The sequence below is a fragment of the Herbaspirillum huttiense genome (assembly GCF_047300815.1).
Taxonomy (GTDB): Bacteria; Pseudomonadota; Gammaproteobacteria; order Burkholderiales; family Burkholderiaceae_D; genus Herbaspirillum; species Herbaspirillum huttiense_A.
Window position 1 is genome coordinate 33,792 of record NZ_CP178608.1, and the last position, 25,209, is coordinate 59,000.

Sequence of the window (25,209 nt, forward strand, 5' to 3'; positions counted from 1 at the left end):
ACCGCCCATCTCAGGCATAGGCCAATCGCGCAGCCGATGGCGCCACCACGCGCTTGAGTTCCGGCGCGCCACCCTCCAGCTTGAACACTGACACCAGCCGCGCCAGCTGCGCTGCCTGGTCCTGCAGGGATTGCGCGGCAGCGGCGGCCTGCTCGACCAGCGCGGCGTTCTGCTGGGTCACCTGATCCATCTGCACGATGGCCAGGTTGACCTGTTCGATGCCCGCACTCTGCTCCTGGCCGGCGGCACTGATCTCGCTGACCACTTCCCCCACCCGCTGCACGCTCTGCACCACCTGCTGCATGGTCTGTCCCGCCTGCTCCACCAGCTTGCTGCCATTGCCCACACGCGCCACCGAGTCGGCAATGAGCGCCTTGATTTCGTGCGCGGCCGTGGCCGAGCGCTGGGCCAGGGCCCGCACTTCCGAGGCCACCACCGCGAAGCCGCGTCCCTGCTCCCCGGCGCGCGCCGCTTCCACGGCCGCATTCAAGGCCAGGATGTTGGTCTGGAACGCAATGCCGTCGATCACCCCGATGATGTCGACGATCTTCTTGGAAGAGGCATCGATGGCGCCCATGGTGTCCACCACCTGGCTCACCACGGCCCCACCCTGGCGTGCAATGTCGGAGGCCGATCCCGCCAATTGATTGGCCTGTCCCGCATGGCTGGCGTTCTGCCTGACGGTCGCGGTGAGCTGTTCCATCGAGGAAGCCGTTTCCTCCAGCGAAGCTGCCTGCTGCTCCGTGCGCGAAGACAGGTCCAGGTTGCCGCGCGCGATCTCGCTGCTGGCCGTGGCGATGGTCTCCGTGGAGACGCGGACCTGGCCGACGATGTCCAGCAAGCGGTCATTCATCTTCTTGAGTGCGCGCAGCAACATGCTGGTCTCGTCACGCCCATGCGCCTCGATGGCCGAGGTGAGGTCCCCGGCGGCCACCGTCTCGGCCACGCGCACGGCGCGGTCCAGCGGCATGGTGATGCTGCGCGTGATCATCCACGCGATCAAGGCCGCAGCGATGAGCCCGGCGGCGGCCAGCGCCAGCAGCAGCGCGCGGGCCTGGCCGTAGTTGCTTTCGACTTCGTCACCAGCATTCTTCATCAGGTCGTGCTGCTGCTTGATGAGGGCATCGGCCGCAGTCATGGTGGCGCTCTGCACGGGCCGCACTTCGTCGATGAGCATGTCGATGGCGCCCTCCTTGCCGCCCTGCTGCACCATCGCCAGCACCTTGTCGCGCTTCTCGAAATAGGCGCTCTGGGCCGTGACCAGCTTGCCCAGGGCGCTGCGGCTGTCGTCGTCGGTGAGTAGCTTGTCCAGCTGCGCCAGGTCTTCGCGGATGGCGCGGTCGGCACCGGTGATGCGGTCGTATTCGCTCTTGATCTGCGGCTCGCGCTTCAGGAGCAGAATGTTTCGTACCGAGCGCGCGATCAGGTTGAGCTGGTCGACGATATCGCCCGCCACCACGGTCTTGGGATACTTGTCGTGGATCACATCCTTCATCTGGCCGTTGAGCTGCCCCAGGCGGGCAATGCCGCTGGCCGCCATGGCCAGCATCAGGATCATCAGCAGGCCAAAGCCCAGCCACAGGCGCGCGCGAATGCTCACGTTGGAAAGTTGCATGGATTCCCCCTTGTTATCGTTGGTTGTCGGCAGGCAAGCCGATGGTGCGACGTAACCGGAAAGCAACAAATACATGGCAATCAGTTGCGGCCGGTCTGCTTCAGCTTAGGTGACGGGCGGGTGGAAGCCAAGCGCGACAGCGTTGCGTCGGCGGGGAGAGGGTACGGTCTGGTCTTGCCGATGCGATGGGGCCAGGGCTGCCTGGTATCGACGCTATCATGGCGGCTTGCCAATCGCGCCATGGAGAGAACTTGACGACATCATCGAGCCTTCAGATCAGACCTGCCATGGAGGTCGATGCCGCCCTTCTCTTCCAGGCCGAGCACCAGACCAGCATGATCCCTGGGCGGCTCATCTCATGTCCGGACGAACTTGACCCGTCCGCCTTCGCAGCCAAGATCGTCTGGCTGCGTGAGTGCGGCTGCTACCTGGTCGCCCAAGCCGAAGGGCAGCCCGTCGGCCATGCCAGTCTGGAGCCGCTGCCCTTGCGCGCGATGGCGCATGTGTTCTCACTGACCATCGTGGTTCATCCTGGCCACACAGGCAAGGGAATCGGCCACGCCTTGATGGCCGCGCTGTTGCATTGGGCAGAACAGCAGCCTCACGTGGAAAAACTGGAATTGCGCGTACGGGAGGGCAACACGGCGGCGCTGCGGCTGTATGAGCACTTCGGCTTCGTCGAGGAAGGTCGATTCGAGAGGCGCATCAAGCTGGCTGACGGCAGGTATCTGGCCGATATTTCCATGGCGAAAATGCTGCACTTCCCTTGAGACTGGACGGGCAACGAGGCAAGCGCCAAGCTGACCTTCAATCCCCCAGATCGATCGTCCCCGCCAACCGCACCGCCTCCGGCGTCTCATACATGGCCACCATCCAGGCCCGGTCGGCATCGGTGGCATGTCCGTTCAGCGTAGCCGCCACGAAGTTGATCGAAGCGCGATCCAGGCTGGCATAGGGATCGTCCAGCAGCGTGAGCGTGGCGTGGGCGGCGAAGGCCGCCGCCAGGTAGACCTTGCGCTTGCTGCCGGTGGAGAGCATGAAGAGCTTCTTCTCCAGATGCGGCGTCAAGGACAAGCCTTCCGTCAGCGCCGGCAACAAGCCATGATCGAAATGCGGATAGCGTTCGGCCAGTGCGGCAAACACTTCCGGCGGCGTCATCTGGTCATAGGCCTCGCTGCGCGGATCGATGAAGAACACCTGGCGGCGATAATTCTCAGGCTCGCTGTCGAGCCGCAGGCCGTTCAACTCCAGCACCCCATCATGCGCCGGCATCAAGCCGGCCAGCAGGTTGAGCAGCGTGGTCTTGCCACGGCCATCGCCACCGCGCACCAGCGTCACGCCGGGCGCGATGCGGGCCGAGAAATCCTGGAACAGGTCCAGGCCGGGATAGGAAAAATTCAGGCGCGATACCAGCAGCAGCGCTGCGCGGTCGGAAGCTTGGGTCATCGGTGGGATCGTGGGATGCGATAGGGGGCGGGTGCAACTGCCATCAGTTGCGCTGGCGGCGGGCCGCCTGGCGCCTGGCTTCTTCGGCGGCCTGCTTTTCCTTGCGGGCATCGGCCAGCATGGCCAGCGCAAAGGCCAGCGGCGGATACAGCAGGATCAGGCCGCTCCAGTCATGGTCCGACAGGAACATCAGCGCAGCAATGCACAGGTCGACCGCCATCAGGAACATCAATGGCCACCCCACGGGCGCGCCCAGGAAGGTCTTCTGCCGCTTGTTCTTGAAATACAGTGCCATGCCGTTCACCCTGCTTTGTGTCTCGCTGCATGGCCGCCGGGCAGCGCCGCAGGGCGCGTGGATGGGCGGGCAACATGCTGGCGATGGGTTGTCTCCTGTCCCGGATTATAAAAGATGTGGACCCGGCGAGGGGGGCCGGCAGCACATCTTCCCATCCGGCAAAAATGGTCCAGCCTGTGGAAAAAATATAAAAAAAACGGTCCCGGCATCAGCCGGGACCGTTGTTCTTGGCACAACCGCTGCAAGACGACGAATCAACGCGCCTTGGCTGCCCCCGGCCACATGCGCACCACCAGGGCCAGCACCGCTGCCACCACGGCCAGGCCGACCACACCGATCCAGCCCCACTGTGCCAGCGCCAGGCTGCCCAGGGCGGCACCGGACGCCATGCCGACGAACACGCCCACGAACAGCACCGCATTCAGACGGCTGCGGGCACCCGGTTCGATACCGTAGACGATGGTCTGGTGCGATACCAGCGTCGCCTGCACACCCAGGTCGAAACCGATCGCTGCCAAAGCCAGCAACACCAGCTGGCCTTGCGTGGAGAACCAGGGCGACAGCGCCATCGCGGCGAAGGACAAGGCCGCCAGGCTGATCCCCAGGCGAGTCACCAATTCAGGGCCCTTCTTGTCCGAGATGCGGCCGGCCAGGGGCGCTGCCAGGGCGCCTGCCGCACCGGCCAGGCCGAAGGCACCGGCGGCTGCACTGCCCAGGTGGAAGGGCGCGCCATGCAGCATGATGGCCAGGGTCGACCAGAAGGCCGAGAAACCCACCGACAGCAAGCCCTGGGCCAGCGCCGCACGGCGCAGGGCGCCATGCTTCTTGATCAGGGTGCCCAGCGAACCCAGCAGCGCGCCATACGACAGGTGCGAGGTCGGATGGAAGCGCGGCAGGCCACGCCATGCGGCCAGGCCGATCAGGGCGATGCTGGCCGAGGCGCCCACGAACATGGTGCGCCAGCCGAAGTGCTCAGCCACGAAACCGCTGACCACGCGCGAGAGCAGGATGCCCAGCAGCAAGCCGGTCATGACGGTCCCGACGATGCGGCCGCGATGCTGTTCCGGCGCCAGGGTGGCAGCAGCCGGGATGATGTCCTGCGCCATCGTGGCGGTCAGGCCGATGGCCAGGCTGGCGGCCAGCAAGGTTGCCACGCCCGAGGCGGCACCGGCCAGCAGCAGCGCCACCGTCAGGATGGCAGCCTTGATGAGGATGATGCGGCGGCGGTCGTAGCGGTCGCCCAGGGGCGCCAGCAGCAGGATGCCCAGCGCATAGCCGAGCTGGGTCGACATCGGCACCATGCCCACGGCGCGCTCGGAGGCGCCGATGTCATCGGCCAGCACGCCCAGCATGGGCTGCGAATAGTAAAGCGATGCCACGGCCAGGCCGGCACCGGTGGCCAACAGGCCAATGAGGCCGGTCGATAGCCCATGGGAATGGGGAGTAGCCGCAGCGGGAGCGGCTGTATGCGTCTTGGGAATGCTGTTCATGGTAGAACCTCGATAAGGTGGGTCTGGCGGCCGGCCCGGGAAATCCCCCTCTTTGCCAGCGTTGGAACGGATTGTCCGCTTCCCGGCTCGCATCTGGTAGTAGCGCCCGCGGCAGAATTGTTATACGTTAGCCGTATGACCAAGCCCGCCTCCCCCGCCCCGAGCTTTTCCGCGACCGGCCTCACCGACCGCATCGAGCTGATCCAGACCTTCGTGCGCATCGTCGAGGCCGGCAGCCTGTCGGCGGCGGCGGCCCAGCTCGCGACCACGCAACCCACCATCAGCCGCCGCCTGCAGGCGCTGGAGCGCTCGCTGGGCGTGCGCCTGCTGCAGCGCTCCACCCACGCCATGAAGATGACCGAGGACGGCGAGCGCTGTTTCGAGCGGGCCAAGGAACTGCTGGCCGGCTGGGATGAGTTCGAAAGCGAATTGCGCGGCGCCCGCCAACACGCCGAAGGCACCCTGCGGGTGGTGGTACCGCACGCCTTTGGCCAGAAGCAGCTGATCGCGCCCTTGTTGCAGTTCATGCAACATCATCCGCGCATCACGGTGGAATGGCTGCTGCATGACCGGGCGGCCGATTTCATCAGCCAGGGCATCGATTGCGCCATCCAGGTCGGGGAGGTCAACGATCCTTCAGTGGTGGCCATCCACCTGGCCGAGGTGCCGCGCATGACGGTGGTGGCACCCTCCGTGCTGCAGGGGCGCGCCCTGCCCCGCGAGCCGGAAGAGCTGGCCGACTTCCCGTGGATCGCCATTCCCGCCTTCTACCGCCGCGAGATCACGCTCACCCACGCCGCCACCGGCGAGCAGCGCCAGGTGGCTTTCCGCCCGCAGCTGGTCACCGACAGCCTGTATGCGCTGCGCAACATCGCCATCGAAGGCATGGGCGTGGCCGTGGGGTCGTCATGGGTGCTGGCCGAGGATGTGGCCGCCGGGCGCCTGGTGCAATTGCTGCCGGAATGGGAGCCGGCGCCGCTGCCGGTGTCGCTGATGTACCCGTATGCACGTTTCTACCCGGCCCGGCTGCGCCATTTCATCGACACCATGAAGGAAGCGATGCCCTCCGTGGTGCACCAGGCCGTGGGACGGGGAGCGCCCGGCGTGGATCCGGGCGCGATGTGAAGAATCAGTCCAGCCGCATGGTCTTGTGGCTGGCGTAGTGCTGATGCCATGTGAAGGCTTCTGCCAGCAGATGGGGGGTATGGCCGCCGGCCTGGCAGGCGCGTTCGAAGTAGTCGCGCAGCTGCGGCCGGTAATCCGGATGGCAGCACTGCTCGATCACCTTCACCGCCCGTTCGCGCGGCGCCAGGCCGCGCAGGTCGGCCAGGCCCCATTCGGTGACCAGCACGTCCACGTCATGTTCGCTGTGGTCCACATGCGAGACCATGGGCACCACGCTGGAAATGGCGCCGTCCTTGGCCACCGACTTCGAGACGAAGATCGACAGTTGCCCGTTGCGCGCAAAGTCGCCCGAGCCGCCGATGCCGTTCATCATGTGGGTGCCGCCCACGTGGGTGGAATTGACGTTGCCGTAGAGGTCGAATTCCAGCGCGGTATTGAGCCCGATGATGCCCAGCCTGCGCACCAGCTCCGGATGATTGCTGATCTCCTGCGGACGCAGCACCAGCTTGTCGCGATAACGATCCAGGTTGGCCAGGAAATGCGCATACTTGGCCTGCGACAGCGTGATCGAGGAGGCCGAGGCAAAGGCCAGCTGGCCCGAATCGAGCAGGTCGATGGCGCTGTCCTGCAGCACTTCCGAATACATCACCAGATTGCGGAACGGGGACTCCACCAGCCCGTGCAGCACCGCATTGGCAATCGTGCCGATGCCGGCCTGCAGTGGCGCCAGCGTATGCGGCAGGCGCCCCGCTTCCACTTCGCATTCGAGGAAATGGATCACGTGGCGCGCAATGGCGCGCGTCTCATCGTCCGGCGGCAGCACCGAGGAGGGGCTGTCGGGCGTCTCGGTGAGCACGATGGCCACCACCTTCTCGGGATCGAAGGGAATGGTCGGACGGCCGATGCGGTCGCCCGCGGCCGTCAGCGGAATCGGCTTGCGCTCGGGGCGTGCGGCTGGCAGGTAGATATCGTGCAAGCCCTCCAGCGCCAGCGGCACGCTGGTGTTGAGTTCGATGACGATGTGGCGCGCCTGCTCCACGAAGCTGGCCGAATTGCCCACCGACATGGTCGGCACGATGCCCTCTTCGGTAATGGCCGCCGCTTCGATGACGGCGATGTCGATGCGCGAGGGCGTACCGCTGCGCAATTGTTCGGCCGTCTCCGAAAGATGCTGGTCGATGAACATGACCTCGCCCGCGTTGATCTTCTTGCGCAGCGTCGGGTCGACCTGGAACGGCAGGCGCCGCGCCAGCAGGCCCGCTTCGGCCATGAGGCCATCGCTGCCATTGCCCAGCGAGGCGCCGGTGATGACGGTGAAATGCAGTTCTTCGTGCGCGGCGCGGTCGGTCAGCGCGCGCGGCATGGCCTTGGCATCGCCGGCGCGGGTAAAGCCGCTCAGGCCAATGGTCATGCCGTTGTGGAAGAAGGTGGCCGCCTGGGCGGCGGACATGACTTTGCCGGCCAAGGCGGGCTGGCGAATGCGCTGGCTATCCATGAGAGTGTGCTCCTGCTCGGGTTCTTTAGGGGGTGAGAAGTGCATCCTTGGCGGACTTCTTGCATCTTGTTTGGACCAAGTATAGGAGCCGGCAGGTATGCACTGTATGATTAAAATTCCGCCGTTCCAGTCGGAAAATGCATACTTCCCTGCCCCCCGAAAACACCGCCGAAAGCCGCTGCCATGGACATCCGCGCCCTGCGCTATTTCACCGAGACGGTCCGCCAGGCCAGCTTCAGCCGGGCGGCCGATGCCTTGCACGTGACCCAGTCCACCGTCAGCAAGATGGTGCGCCAGCTGGAAGACGAGGTCGACGCCCCGCTGCTGGTGCGCGATGGCCGCCGCCTGCAGCTCACCGATACCGGGCGCGTGGTGTATGAACAGGGCCAGCAGATCCTGGCCTCCATGCAGCGGCTGGACGCCGAAGTGCGCGATACCAAGGCGCTGCGCTGCGGCCGACTGGAGATCGGCATCCCGCCCATGATCAACATTCTCTGCACCCCGGTGCTGAAGGCCTTCCGCGAGCGCCATCCCGAGATCGCCATCGTCCTGAAGGAAGACACCGGCCCGCAGATCGAAGAGCGCGTGGCCAATGGCGAGCTGGAGATCGGCATGACGGTGTTGCCGGCCGACCCCGAACTGGAACTGCAGACCCTGCCGGTGGCGCGCTATCCCATGTGGGCGGTGGCCCAGGCCGGACGCTTCCAGAAGAACCGCGCCACCCTGCGCTGCCAGCAGCTTGATGGCATGCCGCTGGTGCTGCTCAACAACGAGTTCGGGCTCACCCGCAGCCTGCGCGGCATGTTCGGGGAATTGGGGATCCAGCCGGAGATCGTGGCCCAGAGCGCCCAGTGGGACTGGCTGGTGGCCATGGCCCTGGCCGGCATGGGCGTGGCCCTGCTGCCGGAACCCTTCATCCACCGCCTGGCCACCGACCAGCTGCAGGCGGTGCGGCTGGTGGAGCCGGAAGTGCAATGGCAGGTAGCCTATGTCACGCGCGGCGGCGGTTATCTCTCGCATGCGGCGCGGGCGTGGATGGCCTTGAGCGATGAGTTGTTTGCCGGTGGCCGTGGGCGCAGGTAAAGGGAAAATGGCGGTGCAAAGTGCCTCGGTGCAAAAAGCGTCAGCATTCCATTTTGGAATGGAACCGGTGAATTTAAGTCATGCCATGCATACCTCCCGATTCCTATACTGGCCTTGCCGATACCTGCCGCCCCTCCTCACTCGTCAATTCGGAACCGGAATGACGTCTTGACGCCGTGAGTGCGCAGGTGTCGGTGCTCTCCACAAGTGCCTTGCCCTCCTCCACCTGCCCGCTCCCCAGCACGATCATGCCGCCGCTCTTGTCGTCGCGATTTTCCATTCGTTTTTCCCTCTATCGTTTCCTGCTGCTGCACTACTGCCGCCGCTGCCGCACCCGGGTGGAGCGCTGGCGCCTGCAGTTCCCGCTGCGCCACGCCAACCTCTCCGAGGGCCTGCGCGCGGCCTGCGGGGCGGCGGCCATGCTGCTGCTGGGCGAGTGGCTGGGCAATCCGCTGTTCTCGTGGGCGGCCATCGGCGCCTTCCTCACCAGCCTGGCCGACAGTGCCGGTTCCAACCGCGCGCGCCTGGCCTCGATGGGCGGCTTTGCCCTGGCCTCGACGCTGGGCGGCATGGTCGCCGCCACCGCTGCCGGCTGGAGCGTGGAGGCGGGTTTGCTGGCCATCATGGCCTGCGCCGGCGTGGCCGGTTTTTCGCGCATCTATGGTGCTGCCGCCGGCCTGGTGCTGATGCTGGCCGCAGGCGTGTCGGCCATCATGGCCGATGCCCCGGTGGTGCTGTGGCCGCTGGCGCAAAGCCACGTGCTGATCTATTTCGCCGGTTGCCTGTGGGCGCTGCTGCTGGGCCTGACAGTGTGGCGCATCCACCCTTTCGCCCCGGCGCGCCAGGCAGTGGCGCGTGCCTATGGCACGCTGGCCGAACTGGCTGGCCTGGCCGCGGCCACCGACCTGGACGATGCCGCCTATGCCGTCCATGCCGCCGAACTGGCCGCGCATACGCGCCGTCATGCGCGCTTTGACCTGGCTGCGGCCCATCGCGCGCTGGAGGCCGTGGCCATCGAACGCACCGAGTCGCGCCGCCTGTACGAAAACCTGCTGGTGCGCCTGGCGCGGGCTGATGCCCTGCTCGATGGCATCACCGTGCTGGCCGACCTGCAGCTGACCCATTACCAGCCCCTGCGCGCGCGCCAGCGCAGTGCCCGCGTGCTGGGTGCGATTGCCCGCCAGTTGCAGGCCATGCAGCGCGAGATGCAGCGCGGCGAGGCGATTGCCGCCGATGAAGATGCGCGCATCATGCTGCGTTTGCGGCAACTGGTGGCGCGCCTGCCCAGCGGTACCGGGCAACTGTTGCAGCAGATCGACACGCCGCTGGCACTGGGCGCCGATGATCCGGCGCGCCTCAAACAAGCCGCCCGCACCGCACGCCAAGAGCGCCGTGGCCTGGCCGCCCTGCTGCACCGGCTGCGTACGCTGGCGCGCAAGGCCGCCCTGCACGTGCGGGCCGGGTCGGCCGAGTGGCACCACGCCTGGCGTTGCGCAGCCGCAGCGGGTGCCACCTACCTGATCGTGCATCTGCTGGAATTGCCCTTCGGCTATTGGGCCACCATGGCCACCATGCTGGTCATGCAGCCCAGCATCGCCGAGAGCTGGTCGCGCAGCATGGAGCGCGCCATCGGCAGCGTGGTCGGCGGTGCGCTGGCCGTGGCCGTCTGCCTGGTGGTGCATTCGCCGCTGGGGCTGGCACTGCTGGTGTTTCCGCTGACGGTGCTGACCATGGCGCTGCGCCCGGTGAGCTATGGCCTCTATGCGACCTTCCTCACCCCAGTCTTCGTGCTGGTGGCCGATGTGGGCGGCGATCCGGCGCATGAGCTGGCCAATGCCGCCCTGCGTGCCGGCAACAACGTCATCGGCGCGCTGGTGGCGGTGGCCGCCAGCTATCTGTTCTGGCCGCGTCGCCAGCAGGCGGACCCGCAGCAGCAACTGCAGGCCATGGCTCAGCTCAACCTGGCTTACCTGACAGCCGCACTGGCCGGGCGCGACGCGCTCCAGGACAAGGCCAGCCTGGTGCAACTGCATGCCCACCGGCGTGCGGCCTGCGTGGCCAATGTGGAAGCCGGCCTGCTGCTGCAGCGGCAGGCGCGCGAACGCGGCTGGCTGGAGCGCGACCAGGGGCGCGGGCGCACCGCCGTGGCCCTGTCGCGCCGGCTGGCCGCGGCCGCCAGCCACCTGTGGGCGCATCCCTGCCCCGCCGAACCGGCCTTGCTGGAGTGGCTGCGCGCCCTGGCGCAAGCCCTGCAGGACCAGGAGACGAGCGCCCTTCACGCCCTCACGCGCCAGCGCCCGGCCCCGGTGCAGCTGGCCCAGGCGGCGGCGGTGGAAACGGCCTGCCTGCTGGTGGCGGCACTGGAGGCCGGGGCCGCCGCTTCGGCCAATTAGCGGAAACAAAATCCCCCTTCCCTGTTCGAACCGGAAAACGCCCCGCGCGTAGCGGATCGACAACACTCTGGATGGAAGGGAACGGATGAGCCTGGATCTCGATTTTCTGTACAACATGAACGAGGGGCCGCTGCGCTCCGGCCTGATCGTGCTGGGCGTGGCCCTGGTCGCGGTGCTGGTGGCCATTCTCCTGCACCGCATGGGGGTGGCCCTGGTGCGGCGCCTGGCACGCGGGCGGCCCTTCACCACCACTGCCACCCAGGTCACCTTCAATGCCAGCCGCACCTGCGTGATCCTCTTCATGCTGCGCCTGGTGCTGGCCGGGGCCCCGGACAATACGCCGGGCCTCACCCGCATCTCCTACCTGACTTCGGTGGCCTTCATCCTGGCGCTGACCTGGTTCCTCATGCGCTGCGTGAAATCGGTCAGCACCACGGTCACCAATCTCAATCCCTATGACGTGGCCGACAACCTCAAGGCCCGCCGCATCCTGACCCAGACCCGCGTCCTGTCGCGCAGTGCCTACTTCATCATCGCCCTGCTGGGACTGGCCTTCGTGCTGCTGACCCTGCCGGGTGCGCGCCAGTTCGGCGCCAGCCTGCTGGCCTCGGCCGGGGTGGCCGGCATCGTCGCCGGTATTGCGGCCAAGCCGGTGCTGGGCAATTTTTTTGCGGGCCTGCAGATTGCGTTTTCGCAACCGATCCGCATCGATGACGTGCTCATCGTCAAGGGTGAATGGGGCCGCGTGGAAGAGATCACGGGCACTTTCGTCGTGGTGAGGATCTGGGATGAGCGGCGCATGATCGTGCCGCTGCAATGGTTCATCGAAAATCCCTTCGAGAACTGGACCCACACCTCCTCCACCATCCTGGGCACGGTCTTCCTGTGGCTGGATTTCACGGTACCGACGGCAGCCATCCGCGCCGAATTCGAGCGCGTCTGCCAGACCCTGCCGCAGTGGGACAAGCGCGTCTGCGTGATGCACGTGACCGATACCAGCGAGCGCAACATGCAGGTCCGCTTGCTGGTATCGGCCCGGGATTCGGGCTCGGCCTTCGACCTGCGCTGCCAGATCCGCGAACACATGATCGGCTTCATCGCCAGTAATTATCCGGATGCCCTGCCCCGCCTGCGCGCGGAAGTGTCGCCCCGCAACCAGCCGGAGGCGCTCGAGTCCATCATCGATGGCGCGCCGGGAGAGAAAAGCAGCTGAACAAAACGAAGCGGGCCGCACTTTCGTGGGGCCCGCCTGGAGGGGAATCTGGCGCGCCGGCTGGTCCGGGGCGCCTTTTTTGCGACCGCAACTTATTGATTCGAGATGGAGATCTCGCCGTTGGCGCGGGCTTGGGCCAGTTCGGCGCGCACTTCCTCACGGCTCTTGGTGGAGGCCACGACCTTGACGTTCTGGTCGCGATCGCTCACCAGCAGTTGGCCATTGGCACGGGCTTGTTGCAGCTCGGCCACGACATCGGCGCGGGTCTTGGTGGAGACGAAACGGGTTTCGGCGGGGTACTGGGCTTCAGCCATGGCGGCGCCAACGGCGGTGGTCAGCAGCAGGCCTGCAAACAGGTTCTTGGCAATGTTCTTGGTGTTCATGATGGTTTCCTTTTCAGTGAGAGAGGATGCGCACGTCAACCCGTTCCGGAGGTGTTGGATCAGTCATCGCGTGCTGTCATCGTGAAACCAAGTTTAGAGAGTCCCGACCCAAAGAAAAAGCCGAAAAACCGGAATTCATTGTTCCGTAAAACACTAACAATTCGGGATCATCGGAGGCAGTCATCGGCCGGCCACCCTGTGAGGAGATCCGCAGGTTCCTCAACACGGATGCCGCGAACAAAAAACTTAGAATGGGTATCGATGATTTCTAAGATTGAGCAATAGCGAAAACTTAGAAAACCGGATTGGCAGAGTTGCCTCAGAGACGGACGCAATGTGCAGCGCTCCCGCATGCCTCGCGCACAAATGGCAGGCGGGCCACACTACCGGCGACAGAGGGAGAGAATGTCGCTTTCGTGGGCCCGCCTGGGGAGAAACGCTGTGGCCGGCAGTGCCGGCGCGGTGTGACGCTGGCGCGTCAGCGATTACTGGTTGGAGATGGCCAGTTCGCCATTGTTGCGTGCCTGGACCAGTTCGGCGCGCACTTCGTCGCGGGTCTTGGTGGAGGCCACGGCCTTGACGTCCTGGTCACGGTCGCTCACCAGCAGCTGGCCGGTGGCGCGGGCTTGCTGGAGTTCGGCGATGACTTCGGCACGGGTCTTGGTGGAGACGAACTTGGTTTGCGGCACGTAGGAGGCTTCAGCCATGGCGGCGCCAACAGCGGTAGTCAACAGCAGGCCAGCGAAGAGGTTCTTTGCAATGTTCTTGGTGTTCATGATCGTTCCTTTGTGAGTGAGGAGATGAGCACGTCAACCTGGGCCGACGTTGGTGGTTCAGTCGTTGTGTGCTGTCATCTTGGGATCAAGTGTAGAGGTCCGCGGTGCCTGGATAAAGAAGCTAAACCGGAATTCATCATTCCGGAATTCAGAACAAGCTCATCGCCAAAAACTTATAACTCGATATCACCAAAAATTATAAACGTAAAATTCGAAATTTAAGTTTTTGAGATCAGGAATAGCACAGATAAATCGCTTCTCCACAGAGGAGAAATGATCTGAAATTGAACAGGCATTGCCGTCCTAAAAACTTAGAAAATCGGAGAGAAGAATTGCGTCGATCTGCACGGATGGAATCGGCAAGATGCAGCGGCGCCGTCGCACACAGGACGCAGAAAAGGCAGGCGGGCCACACTACCGGCGACCGAGGGGAGAGAACGTCGCTTTCATGAGGCCCGCCTGGGGAGAGACTGTCGCAGCGGGGTCGCCGCTGCGGATGCTGCCGCCTGGACCAGGTGTGTGTGCCCGGTCCGGGCTCAAGGGGTCAAGCCCTTGCCGATTACAGCGAGGGTGCCTGGGTGTTGCTGATGGCGCTGCCGTCACGGCGGGCTTGTTGCAGTTCTTGCTGCACCTGGGCGCGGGTCAGGGTCGAGTGGAAGGTCTTGTCCACCGGATACTGTTCGCTCACCAGCAGTTCGCCATTGGCGCGGGCTTCCTTCAATTCGGCACGTACGTCGGCGCGGGTCTTGGTGGAGACGAAAGGCTTGTCGGCCGGATATTGGTCGGTGACCAGGACTTCGCCGTTGGCGCGGGCCTGTTGCAGGTCGGCGATCACTTCGGCGCGGCTCTTGGTCGAGACGATGCGGGTTTCGGCGGGATACTGGGCTTCAGCCATGGCGGCGCCAACGGCGGTGGTGAGCAGCAGACCGGCAAACAGATTCTTGGCAATGTTCTTGGTGTTCATGATCGTTCCTTTGTGAGTAAGAGGATGAGCACTTCAACCTGTGACTACCTCTGTGGTTCAGTCGTTGTGTGCTGTCATCGTGAAACCAAGTTTAGGGATTCAAGCCGTCCGGAAAAAGCGGACAAAGCGGAATACATCATTCCAGATATGCGAACAATCAGTTTTTTCGAGGCTGTATCGGGGATTTTGTCTCGCATCTGCACATGGGAATTTGACAATAAGTTGCATATCCGGCTACGTAGGCGAGTGCGTAACCTGCTGATTTATATAGGATAGTTCCGAAGAATCGTCATAAGACACTCTTTCAGGCAGTTTCCTCTATTGCACTGCCGCACAGATTTTTCTATCGCGACGATAGTGAATGACAATGACTTGTTCAATAAATTTGAGCGAGTTCCTGCAGCCAATCGCCATGACGGGGGCGATCGTGCGCCAGGCAAGGGCTCACCCTTTGCCTGCGGCTGTCTTGCGGTACCCGCTGCCCAGCACGGGCGGCAGGGCTTGCGCCAGGGCGTCGATGACGGTGCGTACCCGCAGGGGCAGGTGGCGCGTGGCCGGCCAGGCCAGGTGCATGTCGATGGTGGCAAAGGAGGCCTCGGGCATGAGCTTGACCAGCCGTCCTGCCTTGAGGTGTTCGCTCACGAGCCAGTGCGGCATGTGCGCCAGGCCGGCGCCTGCGACTGCGGCGTCGGCAATGGCTTGCAGGTCATCCAAGCGCAGCCGGCTGGCCACCGGCGCGGCGCGTACCTGGCCGCTTTCATCGCGGATCGGCCAGCCGCCGGTCTTGCCATAGAGGATGCCGTGATGCTGCGCCAGGTCGCTGAAGCGGCGCGGCCGGCCGTGATGCGCGAGGTAATCCGGCGAGGCGTAGAGCATCATGGTCTGCACCCCCATCTTGCGCGCCATCAGGGTGCTGGTATCGGGCATCGGCCCGCTGCGCAGGACCAGGTCCACCCCTTCCTCGATCAGGTCGACCCTGCGGTCGGTGAAGGACGCCACGATCTCCAGCTGCGGCCAGCGCCGTGCCAGTTCCACCAGCACCGGCGCCACGCGCAGGCGTCCGAACAGCACCGGCGTGCTGATGCGCACCTGCCCGGCCGGCTCGCGCTGGCCATCGCCCACCAGAGCCTGGGCCTGTTCCAGTTCTTCCAGCGCGCGCAGACAGCGCTGGTAATAGGCACGGCCTTCGGCGGTCAGGCTCTGGCTGCGCGTATTGCGCTGGAACAGGCGCACCCCCAGCCGCTGTTCCAGCCGCGCGATGGTTTTGCCTACGGCCGAGCGTGTCAGGTGCAGGCGTTCGGCGGCACGGATGAAACTGCCCGCTTCCACCGCCTGGATGAAGACCGAGATTCCGCTGAAGCTGTCCATGTATTTCTCCGGGGGTGGCGCACGCTGTCCGCAATGCAAGTTGATTGGTGAATTCAATTCTACAAGCATGGGAAAAAGTACCGCCACACCGTGGCCGGCATTCTTCCTACACTGGCGCCTCTTCATTTCCCATCCCGATCACGAGGAGTCTCCATGGACAAGACCATGCGCCGCTGGCATCTGGACCAGTTCGGCAAAGCCCACCTGCAATTGCAGACCCTGCCCATTCCCCGGCCTGCTGCCGGCCAGATCCTGGTCCGCGTGGCGGCCGTCGCGCTCAACTATCGCGACAAGATGAACATCGATAACGGTACCGGCGGCGCCCAGGTGCAGCCGCCCTTCACGCCGGCCTCGGACATGGCCGGCGAGGTGGTGGCGGTCGGCGCGGGCGTCCAACGTTTCGCTCCTGGCCAACGCGTGATCTCCACCTTCTGGGGCGGCTGGCTCGATGGCCCCTGGCCGCAGGGGGCACAGGCGCTGGGCGCGCCGGGGCCAGGCATGCTGGCCGACTACGTGCTGCTGCATGAAGACTGGGCCGTCGCGGCGCCGCTGCATCTCACCGATGCCCAGGCCAGCACCCTGCCCTGCGCCGGCCTGACCGCATGGATGGCGCTGGTGGAGCAAGGCCATCTGCACGCCGGGCAGACGGTGGTGCTGCAGGGCACGGGCGGCGTTGCGCTCTTCGGCCTGCAACTGGCGGCCGCGCATGGCGCCCGCACCATCGTCATCTCGGGCGACGCCGGCAAGCTGGACCGCGCGCGGGCGCTGGGCGCCACGCATGGCCTTTTGCGCGGCCAGCATCCTGAATGGCAACACGAAGTGCGCGCGCTTACCGGTGGACGGGGTGCCGATCATGTGCTGGAGCTGGTGGGCGGCGAGAACGTCGGGCGCTCCCTGCAGGCCTTGACGCAAGGCGGCCGCTTGTCCGTGATTGGCGTGCTGGGCGATGTGCAGTTGCAGACCTCGATCTTCCCCCTGCTGCTGGGTCGCCACGTCATCCAGGGCATCGGCGTGGGCCATCGCCGCGCGCTGGAAGACCTGGTGCGCGCAGTGGATCACCTGCGCCTGGTGCCGGTGGTGGAACAGGAATATGGCTTTGCGCAGTTGCCCGATGCCCTGGCGCATCTGGAACGTGGCCACCTTCGGCAAGGTGGTGGTGCGCACCGATCGTTGAAGAGCGCTGTAGCGATGCCCGCCGGAAACTGCCCGTAAGCCTTGCCGGGCGGGCAGTTCCCGCTTGTTACGATTGCTTGCATCGCTCACCGACACTTGCACTTTCCTCCGAACCTTGTGGCACAGCCCGTGCTCAGAGCATCACGCATGACGCAAATCGAGCAGCGCGGTGGTACATGAAACCGCTCATCAATTTGCGGCATCGGGGAAGCTGAGAATCAGGCCTTGTCCGACATAGCGCAACAGCAAGCCTGCCTATAGTGATGGACATGGATCACTGATCCGGCGTCCCGACATTCCTGATTGTTGAAGCCTCGGGCTTTTTTGATAAACACAACGCAAGGAGGTAAGCATGAAGACTCGTCATATCCTGGTTTCGTCCCTGTTCATGGCCCTGGCCGGTAGCGCCATGGCCCAGAATGCACCGACCAACGGCAACGTCACCGGTGCCGCACCGGCCGCGCCCATGAGCGCCACCGCGACCACGCCCTCGGCAGTGCCTTCCAACGACCCGTTCGTCCAGAAGCGCCAGGCTGATGCCGACGCCAAGGCCGAGTACAAGGCCCAGAAGAAGGCTGCCAAGCAAGAGTACAAGTCCGACAAGAAGGCTGCCAAGGCGCAGCTGAAGCAGGAAAAGAAGGACTCCACTGCCCAGCGCAATGAAGCCCTGGCGGCATCGCCGGCCACCCCGACTGACAAGACGCCCTGATTTGACAGTGTGAGGTCTTGAGGATTGTCTCCGGCTGCGGCCGGGGATTTTTTTGCCCGCGTGCTTCAGCTGCGGCGCTTGCGCGCGGGACTGGCCGGTCTCTCCGGCTCGGCCGCGATGCGAGACGGCAGGCTTTCCAATAGCCAGTCGATGAAGACCCGCAAGCGCTGGCTCACATGCCGGTTCTGCGGATAGACCACATGGAAGGGATAGGCCGGCGGCCGCCATGGCCGCAGGATTTCCACCAGCGCTCCGTTCTCCAGTGCCGCGCGCGCGGCATACCCGAAGGTCTGTACGATCCCCAGCCCGGCCACGGCTGCGGCCAGGTGGGCGTTGCTCTCATTGACGCCCACACGATGTTCCACCTTGATCTCCAGTTTTTCCGCGCCGCGCGCGAAGCGGAAGGGAAACGCGCGCCCGTTCTGCGGTGACAGGTAGCTCACCAGCCGGTGGCCGTTCTTCAATTCCTGCGGATAGGCGGGCGTGCCGAACTGCTTCAGGTAAGCGGGCGCGGCGCAGGTCAACAGGGAGGCATCGCCGATATGGCGCGCCACCAGCGAGGAACTGTCCAGCGCACCGCCACGGATGACGCAGTCGATGTTGTCGCTGATGAGATCGGCAGAGCGGTCCGAAACCCCCAGGTCGATGCGGATATCGGGATAGCGTGCCGTGAAGCCGGGCAGCGCCGGCACCAGCACGTCGCGCGCAGTGGAGCCGCCCACGTCCACCCGCAGGTGGCCGCGCGGCTTGCTGCGGGCGACGTCGAAGGAGGTGTCGATATCCTCCAGGTCGCGCAGGATGCGGGTGGTCTTTTCGTAGTAGTCGCGCCCTTCGGGGGTGACCGTCACGCGGCGGGTGGTCCGCTGCAGCAGGCGTACCCCCAGGTGTGCCTCCAGCTCCTGCACCTGTTTGCTCAAGGTCGCATTGGGCATGTCCAGCGAGTCGGCGGCGCGCGTGAAGCTGCCCGCCTCCACCACGCGCACGAAGCCACGGATGGCCATCAGTTGATCCATGTTGCCTGAGTCCTTTCGGAATGCCTGTAGGGAAAGAGCGGATTTGATTATCCACGCAGGTAGATAGTCATTTCGATTTTACACACTTTATCCACAAAGCCCGGCTCGCTAAAGTGCAGCCATGCCTTCCACGCAAGACGGCCCGGCCCAAGCGTGACAGGCATCCACCTCTTCCCAATGGCAGCAGACACTTTCAAGGAGCATCACCATGAACAAGCAACTCGACGGCAAGATCGCACTCGTCACCGGCGGCACCACCGGCATCGGCCTGGCCACCGCCCAGGAACTGGCCGCGCAAGGCGCGCGCGTCTTCATCACTGGCCGCCGCCAGGCCGAACTCGATGCGGCCGTGGCCAGCATCGGCGCGGCCGCTACCGGCATCCGGGCCGACGCCTCGGTGCTGTCAGACCTCGACCAGGTCTATGCGCAGATCGCCAAAAGCGCAGGCAAGCTCGACATCCTCTTCGCCAATGCCGGCGGTGGCGACATGATGCCGCTGGGGGCGATCACGGAGGAATACTTCGACCGCATCTTCGGCACCAATGTGCGCGGCGTGCTCTTTACCGTGCAGAAGGCCTTGCCGCTGCTGGTCGATGGCGCCTCGGTGGTGTTGACGGCCTCGACCGTGTCGATCCAGGGCACCGCCAATTTCAGCGTCTACAGCGCCAGCAAGGCCGCCGTGCGCAACTTCGCCCGCTCCTGGGCGCTGGACCTGAAGGACCGTGGCATCCGCGTCAACGTCGTCAGCCCCGGTCCGGTGCGCACGCCTGGCCTGGGTGGCCTGGTGCCTGATGAAGCGCGCCAGGGCCTGTTCGACTTCCTCGCTGCACAGGTGCCGCTGGGCCGCCTGGGTGAACCGCAGGAAATCGGCAAGGCGGTGGCTTTCCTGGCCTCTGATGCAGCCAGCTTCGTCAATGGCATCGAGCTGTTCGTCGATGGCGGCATGGCGCAGGTGTGAGCCATTGCAGCGTCAAAAAAAATGCCGGCGATGTGCCGGCATTTTTGTCTGCATGCTGCGTCAATTGCGTCCCTGCCGCCACAAGCGCCGCGCCAGCCAGGCCGCCGTCACCACCTGCAACAGCATGAAGGCTGCCACCGCATTCCAGCCCGAGTGTTCCCAGAACCAGCCGCCGGCCGAACCGAGGATGCTGCCGCCCAGGTAGTAGGACAGCAGGTAAAGCGAGGCCGCATGGCCGCGGCCGCTGCTGGCCATGCGGCCGACCCAGCTGCTGGCGGCCGAATGCGTGGTGAAAAAGCCGATGGTCAGCAGCACGATGCCCGTGATCACCAGCGCCAGTGAAGAGGTGCAGGTCAGGAACAGCCCTGCGCACGAGGTGGCGATGCCGGCCGCGACCAGCGGTGCGCGGCCATAGCGGTCGGCCAGCGAGCCAGCCCATGAGGAGGAAACGATGCCGAAGATATAGGCGCTGAAGATCAGCCCGGTGAGCGTGGCCGAGAGCGAGAACGGCGGGCTCATCAACCGGAAGCCCGCATAGTTGTAGGAGGTGGCGAAGATGCCCATGTTCAGCGCGGCAATGCCGAAGGTCAGCGGCAGGCGCGCATGGCCCAGGTGGCGTTTCCAGAGGGCCACGTGGTCGCGCAGCTGCATCGTGCCGTTGCGCACGAAGTTGCGCGAGGCCGGCAGCATCATCACGAAGGCCACCGCCAGCGCGAGATCGAGCGCACCGATGGCCAGCATGGCATGGCGCCAGCCGATATGCTCAGAGAGCGTACTCATCGCCACCCGCCCGACCATGCCGCCAAAGGCATTGCCGCCCACGTAGAGACCCATCGCATAACCCAGCCCGCCGGCATCGATTTCTTCAGCGAGGTAAGCCATGGCCACTGCCGGCACGCCGCCCAGGGCCATGCCTTCGAGTGCGCGCGCCACCAGGATCATTTCCCAATTGGGGGCCACGCCGGCCAGCAGGTTGCAGCAGGCGGCCGTGGCCAGCGAGGCGAACATCAGTTCCTTGCGGCCGTAACGCTCCGAGACCATGCCCGCCAACAGGATCGACACCGCCAGGAAACCGGTCGACAGCGACAGTGCCAGCGAGGCACTGGCCGCACCGATCTGGAATTCGCGGGCAAAGGCCGGCAGCAATGGCTGCACGCAATACAGCAGCGAGAACGTGGCGAAACCGGAACAGAACAGCGCCAGCACGATGTTGCGATAGGCGGCCGAACCGCGCACGGCGCCACGCAGCAGGCTGGGCGCTGGCTTCTTGAGGGGAGCGGCGGCGCTGTGGCCGGCAGCGGTGCCGGCCTTGGGAGAATCCGAGAGGGATTGCATGGCAATGTGCGCACCGGGGAGGTGGCGGTGCACGGGTGTGTTGTGGAGGGAGGCAGTCTGGAATAAATCGGCTATATTGTCCAATATATGGCAGGCACCCTGCCCATCTATGAAACAGATATCACAGGACTTGCGCGCTCATCATGGAACTCCGACACCTCCGCTATTTCCTCGCCGTGGCCGAACAGCGCAGCTTCACCCGCGCAGCCGAGAAGATCGGCATCGGCCAGCCTCCCCTGTCGATGCAGATCAAGGATCTGGAAGCCGAGATCGGCGGTGCGCTCTTCCTGCGCACCTCACACGGGGTGGAGCTCTCGGAGGTGGGCCGCGTCTTCCTGCCGCATGCGCAGAAGGCGGTGGACGATGCCGAGCAGGCGCTGCGCGCGGCCCAGCAGGCCGCCAGCGGCGAAGTGGGTTTGTTGCGGATGGGATTTACTTCATCGGCCGTGTTTCATCCGGTGGTGTCGCACGCCCTGCAGCAGTTTCGCGAGCGTCACCGCAAGCTGGAGATTTCCCTGAGCGAAGGCATCACCGAACAACTGCTGGCCGATATCGCCGCCTCCCAGCTCGATGCGGCCTTCGTGCGCATCGTCACCACGCCCTCGGCCGAGCTGGGCGTGGTGGAACTGCCGGCCGAAAAACTGAAGGTGGCGCTGCCGCGTTCGCATCCGCTGGCGCGGCGCAAGTCGCTGCACCTGCAGGACCTGGCGCAAGAGAACTTCATCATGGTCCCGCGCGGCAAGGGCTCGGCGCTCTATGACAACATCTTCAGCGCCTGCCAGGCCGCCGGCTTCGATCCGCAGGTGATCCAGCTGGCCCCGCAACTGACCTCGGCCATCAACCTGGTCGCGGCCGGCCTGGGCATTTCCATCGTGCCCGAGGCGATTGAACAGGTGCAGCTGGCCCAGGTGCGCTACATCGACATCCGCGAGCCGGCACCGCGCGCGCAACTCTCGCTGGCCTATCACCGGCAGTCGATTGCGGCCTCGCGCTTTGCGGCGCATTTGCAGCGTTCGCTCAAACGCGGTGTGCCGGACAAATGAGCCGGTGCTAGTTGGACTTGAAGCGCCCCAGCACCGAATTGGCCTGCCGCAGGAAGGCGCGCGGATGCGCCTCCACCAGCAGTTCCAGCGCCGGCAGCATGCGCTCCAGCGCGATGGTGAGGGCGATGTCGCTGATCTCCTCGCCCCACAGCACCTTCTGCACGAAGGCAGCCGGGCCGATCTCGGCGATCAGGCTCATGCTCATCTGGCGTTCCAGGGTGTCGCTGCGCGGACCGAAGGTCTCGTCGAAGATGCGCAGGATGGCCTCTTCCAGCTCCACCCATTGCGCCTGCTGGTCCGGTTCTGCCTGGCTTTCGTGGTCCTGCCCCTGCAGGGGGGCGGGATCGGCAGGCGCCGGCATCTGGCTGTTGTCGATGAGTGCGCTGGCTTCCCCGGCCATGCGGCTCAGTTGCTGCACGTGCAGCGTCAGTGCGCTGATTTCCGCGAGCAATGTGCGCAGCGGCATCTGCTGCGGCATGTCGGCTCCGGCGGGCCCTGCTGGATGTGGAATCATCTTGTTGTTGTCACTCAGGCCGACAGGCCTGGTCCCGTGCAAGCTGCTTGAATCGATCGCGCCAACCTCGCCGCCCCCGCGCGGCACTGCCGGCTCCCAGTCATCCGGCCTGCGCAGCCGGGATTGCATTTCCCTGCGGAAACATCGGAAAGTATAGTGCGCTGCAAAAATTTACGCATGGAAATTTCAAGGGAATTCGGCGAAGAAGCGACACGAATGCCGTGATTGTTGCTGGAATGATAAAAGAAAATCACGAAGTTGCGTTTTTTCATTGTCTGTAATCCAACACTTTGAGAAGGATTGCACCGGTCCGGCTGCGGCATATCGCCGCAGCATCGCGCCAAGCCCGCAGGATGGCGCTTGCAGGGCGGCTGCCGGGTCAGCAGCCGTCAGGCGTTTCTCAGGGTGAAGCAATATAATGAGAATCGTTCCTGAATCCCGATCAGAAGAAAAAACCATGCGTCTTACTGAACTAGCCAAGGGGGTCGGCGCCATCGTCGACCAAGTGACCGACCTGCACGCCGCCGACGCGGTGGCCGCGCGCCTGCGCGATCTCGGCTTCGTGCGCGGTGAGCCGGTGCGGGTGGTGGCCAGCGCGCCCTTTGGCAGCGACCCTATCGTGGTCCAGATCGGCTCGACGCGCTTTGCCCTGCGCCGCGCCGAAGCCGAGCGCGTGACGCTGGCTGCGGGAGCGGCAGCATGAGCAGCGCCGCCCTCAACATCGCCCTGGTGGGCAACCCCAACTGCGGCAAGACCGCCCTCTTCAACCAGCTGACCGGCGCGCGCCAGAAGGTCGCCAACTACGCCGGCGTGACGGTGGAGCGCAAGTCCGGTGCCTTCACCGCCCCTTCCGGGCGCCAGGTGCGGGTGGTCGACCTGCCCGGCGCCTACAGCCTGCAATCGGTGAGCCCCGATGAACGGGTCACGCAGGCGGTGCTGCAGGGACGCTATCCCGGCGAGGCCGTGCCGGACCTGATCGTCTGCGTGGCCGATGCCACCAATTTGCGCCTGCACCTGCGCTTCGTGCTGGAAGTGCGCCGCCTGGGCCGGCCCATGGTGCTGGCGCTGAACATGATGGATGCAGCCGCGCGGCGTGGCATCCGCATCGATGTGGCCGCGCTCTCGCAGCGGCTGGGCATGCCGGTCATCGAGACCATTGCGGTCAGGCGCGGCGGCACGCGCGCGCTGGTGGCGGCCATCGATACGCAGGCTCCCGTGCCTTCCCCGGCCGCTGAAGAACCGGATGACTTGCACGTCGAAGTGCGCGCCCTGCTGGCCGATACCGTGGTGATGCCGGCCCCGACCGATCGCCGTGATGACGCGATCGACCGCATCGCCCTGCATCCGGTCTTCGGGGTGCTGTTGCTGGCGTTGACCATGTTCCTGGTGTTCCAGGCGGTCTATGCCATCGGCAAGCCCATGACGGATGCCGTCGCCGATGCCTTCGGCACGCTCGGCGGCGTGGTCGGCGAGTGGCTGCCGGAGGGCCCCTTGCGCGGGCTGGTCACCGATGGGCTGCTGGCCGGGCTGGGGACGGTGCTGGGTTTCCTGCCGCAGATCCTGGTGCTGTTCTTCTTCATATTGTTGCTGGAGGAATCCGGCTACCTGCCGCGCGCAGCCTTCGTGCTGGACAAGCTGATGGTCTCGGTGGGCTTGTCGGGACGTTCCTTCATTCCCCTGCTTTCCAGCTTCGCCTGTGCCATTCCCGGCATCATGGGCACGCGCAGCATCACCGATCCGCGTGACCGGCTGGCAACCATCCTGGTCGCGCCGCTGATGACCTGTTCGGCGCGCCTGCCGGTGTATGCGCTGCTGATCGGCGCCTTCATCCCGCATCGTCCGGTGCTGGGGATTTTCAACCTGCAGGGTTTGGCGCTGTTCTGTCTCTATGTGGCGGGGATCGCCGCGGCCATGTTCGTAGCCTGGGTGGCCAAGCGCATCGGCCGCTCGCGCCAAGAGCGGGCGCTCTTGATGGAGCTGCCCTCCTATCGCCTGCCGAATTGGCGCGACATTGCGCTGGGCCTGTGGGAGCGCGGTGCCATCTTCCTCAAGCGCCTGACCGGCGTGATGCTGGCGCTGACCGTGCTGATGTGGGCCATCTGCAATTTCCCCTCGGCACCGGAGGGCGCTACCCGTGCAGCCATCGACTATTCCATCGCTGGCTATATCGGCCACAGCCTGCAAGTGCTCTTTGCGCCGCTGGGCTTCAACTGGCAGATCAGCCTGTCGCTGATCCCGGCCTTTGCCGCGCGGGAAACCGCCGTGGCCACCCTGGCCACCGTCTATGCGGTGGGCGGTGAAGAAGGTGCCGCCCTGCAAAGCGCGCTGGCCACGCACATCTCGCTGGCCAGTGCGCTGTCGCTGATGGTGTGGTTCGCCTTTGCGCCGCAGTGCATGTCCACGCTGGCCATCATCCGCCGCGAGACGCAGTCCTGGCGCATGGTGGCGCTGTCCTTCGGCTACATGTTCGTGCTGGCGTATGCTGCGTCCTTCCTCACCTACAACATCGCAAGGTGGCTGGCATGAATCACACGCTGTGGTGGCAATACGCGGTCATTGCCGCGCTGGTGACGGCCAGTGCGTGCTACATGCTGCGCAAGCTGGCGCCCTCGGCAAGCTGGCGCTGGCAGGCGCGGCTGGCGAGCTGGCTGATACGTCGTCGTTCGGGGATGTGGCAGGCGCTGGGCCGGCGCTGGCTGCCGCCCGCCAAAAGCAGCGGCTGCGGGGGCGGTGCGTGTGATGGCTGTGGCGATAGCGGCGACGCCCTGCCGCCGCTGGAACAGAAGATCCAGTTCCATCGCCGCCGCTGAATCCAGGA

Annotated in this window: 24 protein-coding genes and 1 pseudogene; 12 read left to right on the forward strand and 13 right to left on the reverse strand. The window is 65.1% G+C overall.

Translation table 11 applies throughout. The features are described from left to right. Positions 1–10 precede the first annotated feature (10 nt). Entirely contained in the window at positions 11–1,615 is a 1,605-nt protein-coding gene (locus ACLRDN_RS00150; RefSeq protein ID WP_413458498.1) for a methyl-accepting chemotaxis protein, read from the reverse strand. Positions 1,616–1,833: 218 nt separating this feature from the next. Between ACLRDN_RS00150 and ACLRDN_RS00155 the strand changes: the two genes are divergently transcribed. After that, the gene (locus ACLRDN_RS00155; RefSeq protein ID WP_413458499.1) at positions 1,834–2,385 is read left to right on the forward strand and encodes an N-acetyltransferase family protein; all 552 of its coding nucleotides are present in this window, start codon (positions 1,834–1,836) and stop codon (positions 2,383–2,385) included. 37 nt (positions 2,386–2,422) lie between these two features. Here the strand turns inward: ACLRDN_RS00155 and ACLRDN_RS00160 are convergent, their stop codons facing one another. The 3 genes from ACLRDN_RS00160 to ACLRDN_RS00170 all read right to left on the reverse strand — a co-directional run bounded on the left by ACLRDN_RS00160 (position 2,423) and on the right by ACLRDN_RS00170 (position 4,846). After that, positions 2,423–3,061, reverse strand: a complete 639-nt coding sequence (locus ACLRDN_RS00160; RefSeq protein ID WP_413458500.1) for an ATP-binding cassette domain-containing protein — start codon at positions 3,059–3,061, stop codon at positions 2,423–2,425. Positions 3,062–3,104: 43 nt separating this feature from the next. Beyond that, positions 3,105–3,356 carry a hypothetical protein gene (locus tag ACLRDN_RS00165; protein WP_413458501.1) on the reverse strand — a complete coding sequence of 84 codons (252 nt, stop codon included), beginning with the start codon at positions 3,354–3,356 and terminating at the stop codon, positions 3,105–3,107. A 254-nt stretch (positions 3,357–3,610) separates the two neighbouring features. Then, positions 3,611–4,846, reverse strand: coding sequence for an MFS transporter (locus tag ACLRDN_RS00170; RefSeq protein ID WP_413458502.1), 1,236 nt, complete (start codon positions 4,844–4,846; stop codon positions 3,611–3,613). 135 nt (positions 4,847–4,981) lie between these two features. On the opposite strand from ACLRDN_RS00170, the gene ACLRDN_RS00175 reads away from it, so the two are divergent. Then, positions 4,982–5,971 carry a LysR substrate-binding domain-containing protein gene (locus ACLRDN_RS00175; RefSeq protein WP_413458503.1) on the forward strand — a complete coding sequence of 330 codons (990 nt, stop codon included), beginning with the start codon at positions 4,982–4,984 and terminating at the stop codon, positions 5,969–5,971. Positions 5,972–5,975: 4 nt separating this feature from the next. Here ACLRDN_RS00175 and ACLRDN_RS00180 read toward each other — a convergent pair whose 3' ends face one another. Further along, entirely contained in the window at positions 5,976–7,466 is a 1,491-nt protein-coding gene (locus tag ACLRDN_RS00180) for an acetyl-CoA hydrolase/transferase family protein (protein WP_413458504.1), read from the reverse strand. A gap of 183 nt (positions 7,467–7,649) precedes the next feature. On the opposite strand from ACLRDN_RS00180, the gene ACLRDN_RS00185 reads away from it, so the two are divergent. The 3 genes from ACLRDN_RS00185 (at position 7,650) to ACLRDN_RS00195 (ending at position 12,155) form a co-directional block, all read left to right on the forward strand. Continuing rightward, on the forward strand, positions 7,650–8,549 hold the full coding sequence (locus tag ACLRDN_RS00185) for a LysR substrate-binding domain-containing protein (protein ID WP_413458505.1): 900 nt from the start codon (positions 7,650–7,652) through the stop codon (positions 8,547–8,549). A gap of 176 nt (positions 8,550–8,725) precedes the next feature. Beyond that, positions 8,726–10,942 (forward strand): FUSC family protein, encoded by a 2,217-nt coding sequence (locus ACLRDN_RS00190; RefSeq protein ID WP_413458506.1) that lies wholly within the window; start codon positions 8,726–8,728, stop codon positions 10,940–10,942. 85 nt (positions 10,943–11,027) lie between these two features. Next, positions 11,028–12,155, forward strand: coding sequence for a mechanosensitive ion channel family protein (locus ACLRDN_RS00195; protein ID WP_413458507.1), 1,128 nt, complete (start codon positions 11,028–11,030; stop codon positions 12,153–12,155). 92 nt (positions 12,156–12,247) lie between these two features. On the opposite strand, the gene ACLRDN_RS00200 is transcribed toward ACLRDN_RS00195, so the two are convergent. The 4 genes from ACLRDN_RS00200 to ACLRDN_RS00215 form a co-directional block, all read right to left on the reverse strand. After that, positions 12,248–12,538, reverse strand: a complete 291-nt coding sequence (locus tag ACLRDN_RS00200; protein ID WP_145607597.1) for a DUF4148 domain-containing protein — start codon at positions 12,536–12,538, stop codon at positions 12,248–12,250. A gap of 485 nt (positions 12,539–13,023) precedes the next feature. Then, positions 13,024–13,314, reverse strand: coding sequence for a DUF4148 domain-containing protein (locus tag ACLRDN_RS00205; protein WP_413458508.1), 291 nt, complete (start codon positions 13,312–13,314; stop codon positions 13,024–13,026). A 559-nt stretch (positions 13,315–13,873) separates the two neighbouring features. Beyond that, positions 13,874–14,278: a DUF4148 domain-containing protein gene (locus ACLRDN_RS00210; protein WP_145607595.1), complete on the reverse strand. Its 405-nt coding sequence runs from the start codon at positions 14,276–14,278 to the stop codon at positions 13,874–13,876. 444 nt (positions 14,279–14,722) lie between these two features. Then, the gene (locus tag ACLRDN_RS00215; protein ID WP_413458509.1) at positions 14,723–15,646 is read right to left on the reverse strand and encodes a LysR family transcriptional regulator; all 924 of its coding nucleotides are present in this window, start codon (positions 15,644–15,646) and stop codon (positions 14,723–14,725) included. Between the two features lie 153 nt (positions 15,647–15,799). Between ACLRDN_RS00215 and ACLRDN_RS00220 the strand changes: the two are divergent. Together ACLRDN_RS00220 and ACLRDN_RS00225 are read left to right on the forward strand one after the other, a co-directional pair. Beyond that, a pseudogene (locus ACLRDN_RS00220) lies at positions 15,800–16,820 on the forward strand (zinc-dependent alcohol dehydrogenase family protein). A 351-nt stretch (positions 16,821–17,171) separates the two neighbouring features. After that, positions 17,172–17,528 (forward strand): hypothetical protein, encoded by a 357-nt coding sequence (locus ACLRDN_RS00225; protein WP_413458510.1) that lies wholly within the window; start codon positions 17,172–17,174, stop codon positions 17,526–17,528. Between the two features lie 65 nt (positions 17,529–17,593). Here ACLRDN_RS00225 and ACLRDN_RS00230 read toward each other — a convergent pair whose 3' ends face one another. Continuing rightward, complete coding sequence (locus ACLRDN_RS00230) at positions 17,594–18,541, reverse strand: LysR family transcriptional regulator (RefSeq protein WP_413458511.1); 948 nt, start codon at positions 18,539–18,541, stop codon at positions 17,594–17,596. Between the two features lie 208 nt (positions 18,542–18,749). Between ACLRDN_RS00230 and ACLRDN_RS00235 the strand changes: the two genes are divergently transcribed. Then, entirely contained in the window at positions 18,750–19,499 is a 750-nt protein-coding gene (locus ACLRDN_RS00235) for an SDR family oxidoreductase (protein WP_413458512.1), read from the forward strand. Between the two features lie 60 nt (positions 19,500–19,559). On the opposite strand, the gene ACLRDN_RS00240 is transcribed toward ACLRDN_RS00235, so the two are convergent. After that, complete coding sequence (locus ACLRDN_RS00240; RefSeq protein WP_413458513.1) at positions 19,560–20,834, reverse strand: MFS transporter; 1,275 nt, start codon at positions 20,832–20,834, stop codon at positions 19,560–19,562. A gap of 143 nt (positions 20,835–20,977) precedes the next feature. Here ACLRDN_RS00240 and ACLRDN_RS00245 point away from each other — a divergent pair, with 143 nt between their 5' ends. Next, on the forward strand, positions 20,978–21,877 hold the full coding sequence (locus ACLRDN_RS00245) for a LysR family transcriptional regulator (RefSeq protein ID WP_413458514.1): 900 nt from the start codon (positions 20,978–20,980) through the stop codon (positions 21,875–21,877). Positions 21,878–21,884: 7 nt separating this feature from the next. Here ACLRDN_RS00245 and ACLRDN_RS00250 read toward each other — a convergent pair whose 3' ends face one another. Next, the gene (locus tag ACLRDN_RS00250) at positions 21,885–22,355 is read right to left on the reverse strand and encodes a hypothetical protein (protein WP_413458515.1); all 471 of its coding nucleotides are present in this window, start codon (positions 22,353–22,355) and stop codon (positions 21,885–21,887) included. A 50-nt stretch (positions 22,356–22,405) separates the two neighbouring features. Then, complete coding sequence (locus ACLRDN_RS00255) at positions 22,406–22,663, reverse strand: hypothetical protein (RefSeq protein ID WP_413458516.1); 258 nt, start codon at positions 22,661–22,663, stop codon at positions 22,406–22,408. Positions 22,664–22,848: 185 nt separating this feature from the next. Here ACLRDN_RS00255 and ACLRDN_RS00260 point away from each other — a divergent pair, with 185 nt between their 5' ends. Genes ACLRDN_RS00260 through ACLRDN_RS00270 form a run of 3 tightly spaced genes read left to right on the forward strand, consistent with a single transcriptional unit; the run spans position 22,849 to position 25,201 of the window. Further along, positions 22,849–23,094 (forward strand): FeoA family protein, encoded by a 246-nt coding sequence (locus ACLRDN_RS00260; RefSeq protein WP_413458517.1) that lies wholly within the window; start codon positions 22,849–22,851, stop codon positions 23,092–23,094. Next, positions 23,091–24,917, forward strand: a complete 1,827-nt coding sequence (feoB, locus tag ACLRDN_RS00265) for a ferrous iron transporter B (RefSeq protein WP_413458518.1) — start codon at positions 23,091–23,093, stop codon at positions 24,915–24,917. Before ACLRDN_RS00260 ends, feoB begins: the two co-directional genes overlap by 4 nt. Next, positions 24,914–25,201, forward strand: a complete 288-nt coding sequence (locus tag ACLRDN_RS00270) for a DUF6587 family protein (RefSeq protein WP_413458519.1) — start codon at positions 24,914–24,916, stop codon at positions 25,199–25,201. The genes feoB and ACLRDN_RS00270 overlap by 4 nt, the downstream gene beginning before the upstream one ends. The last annotated feature ends 8 nt before the right edge of the window (positions 25,202–25,209 follow it).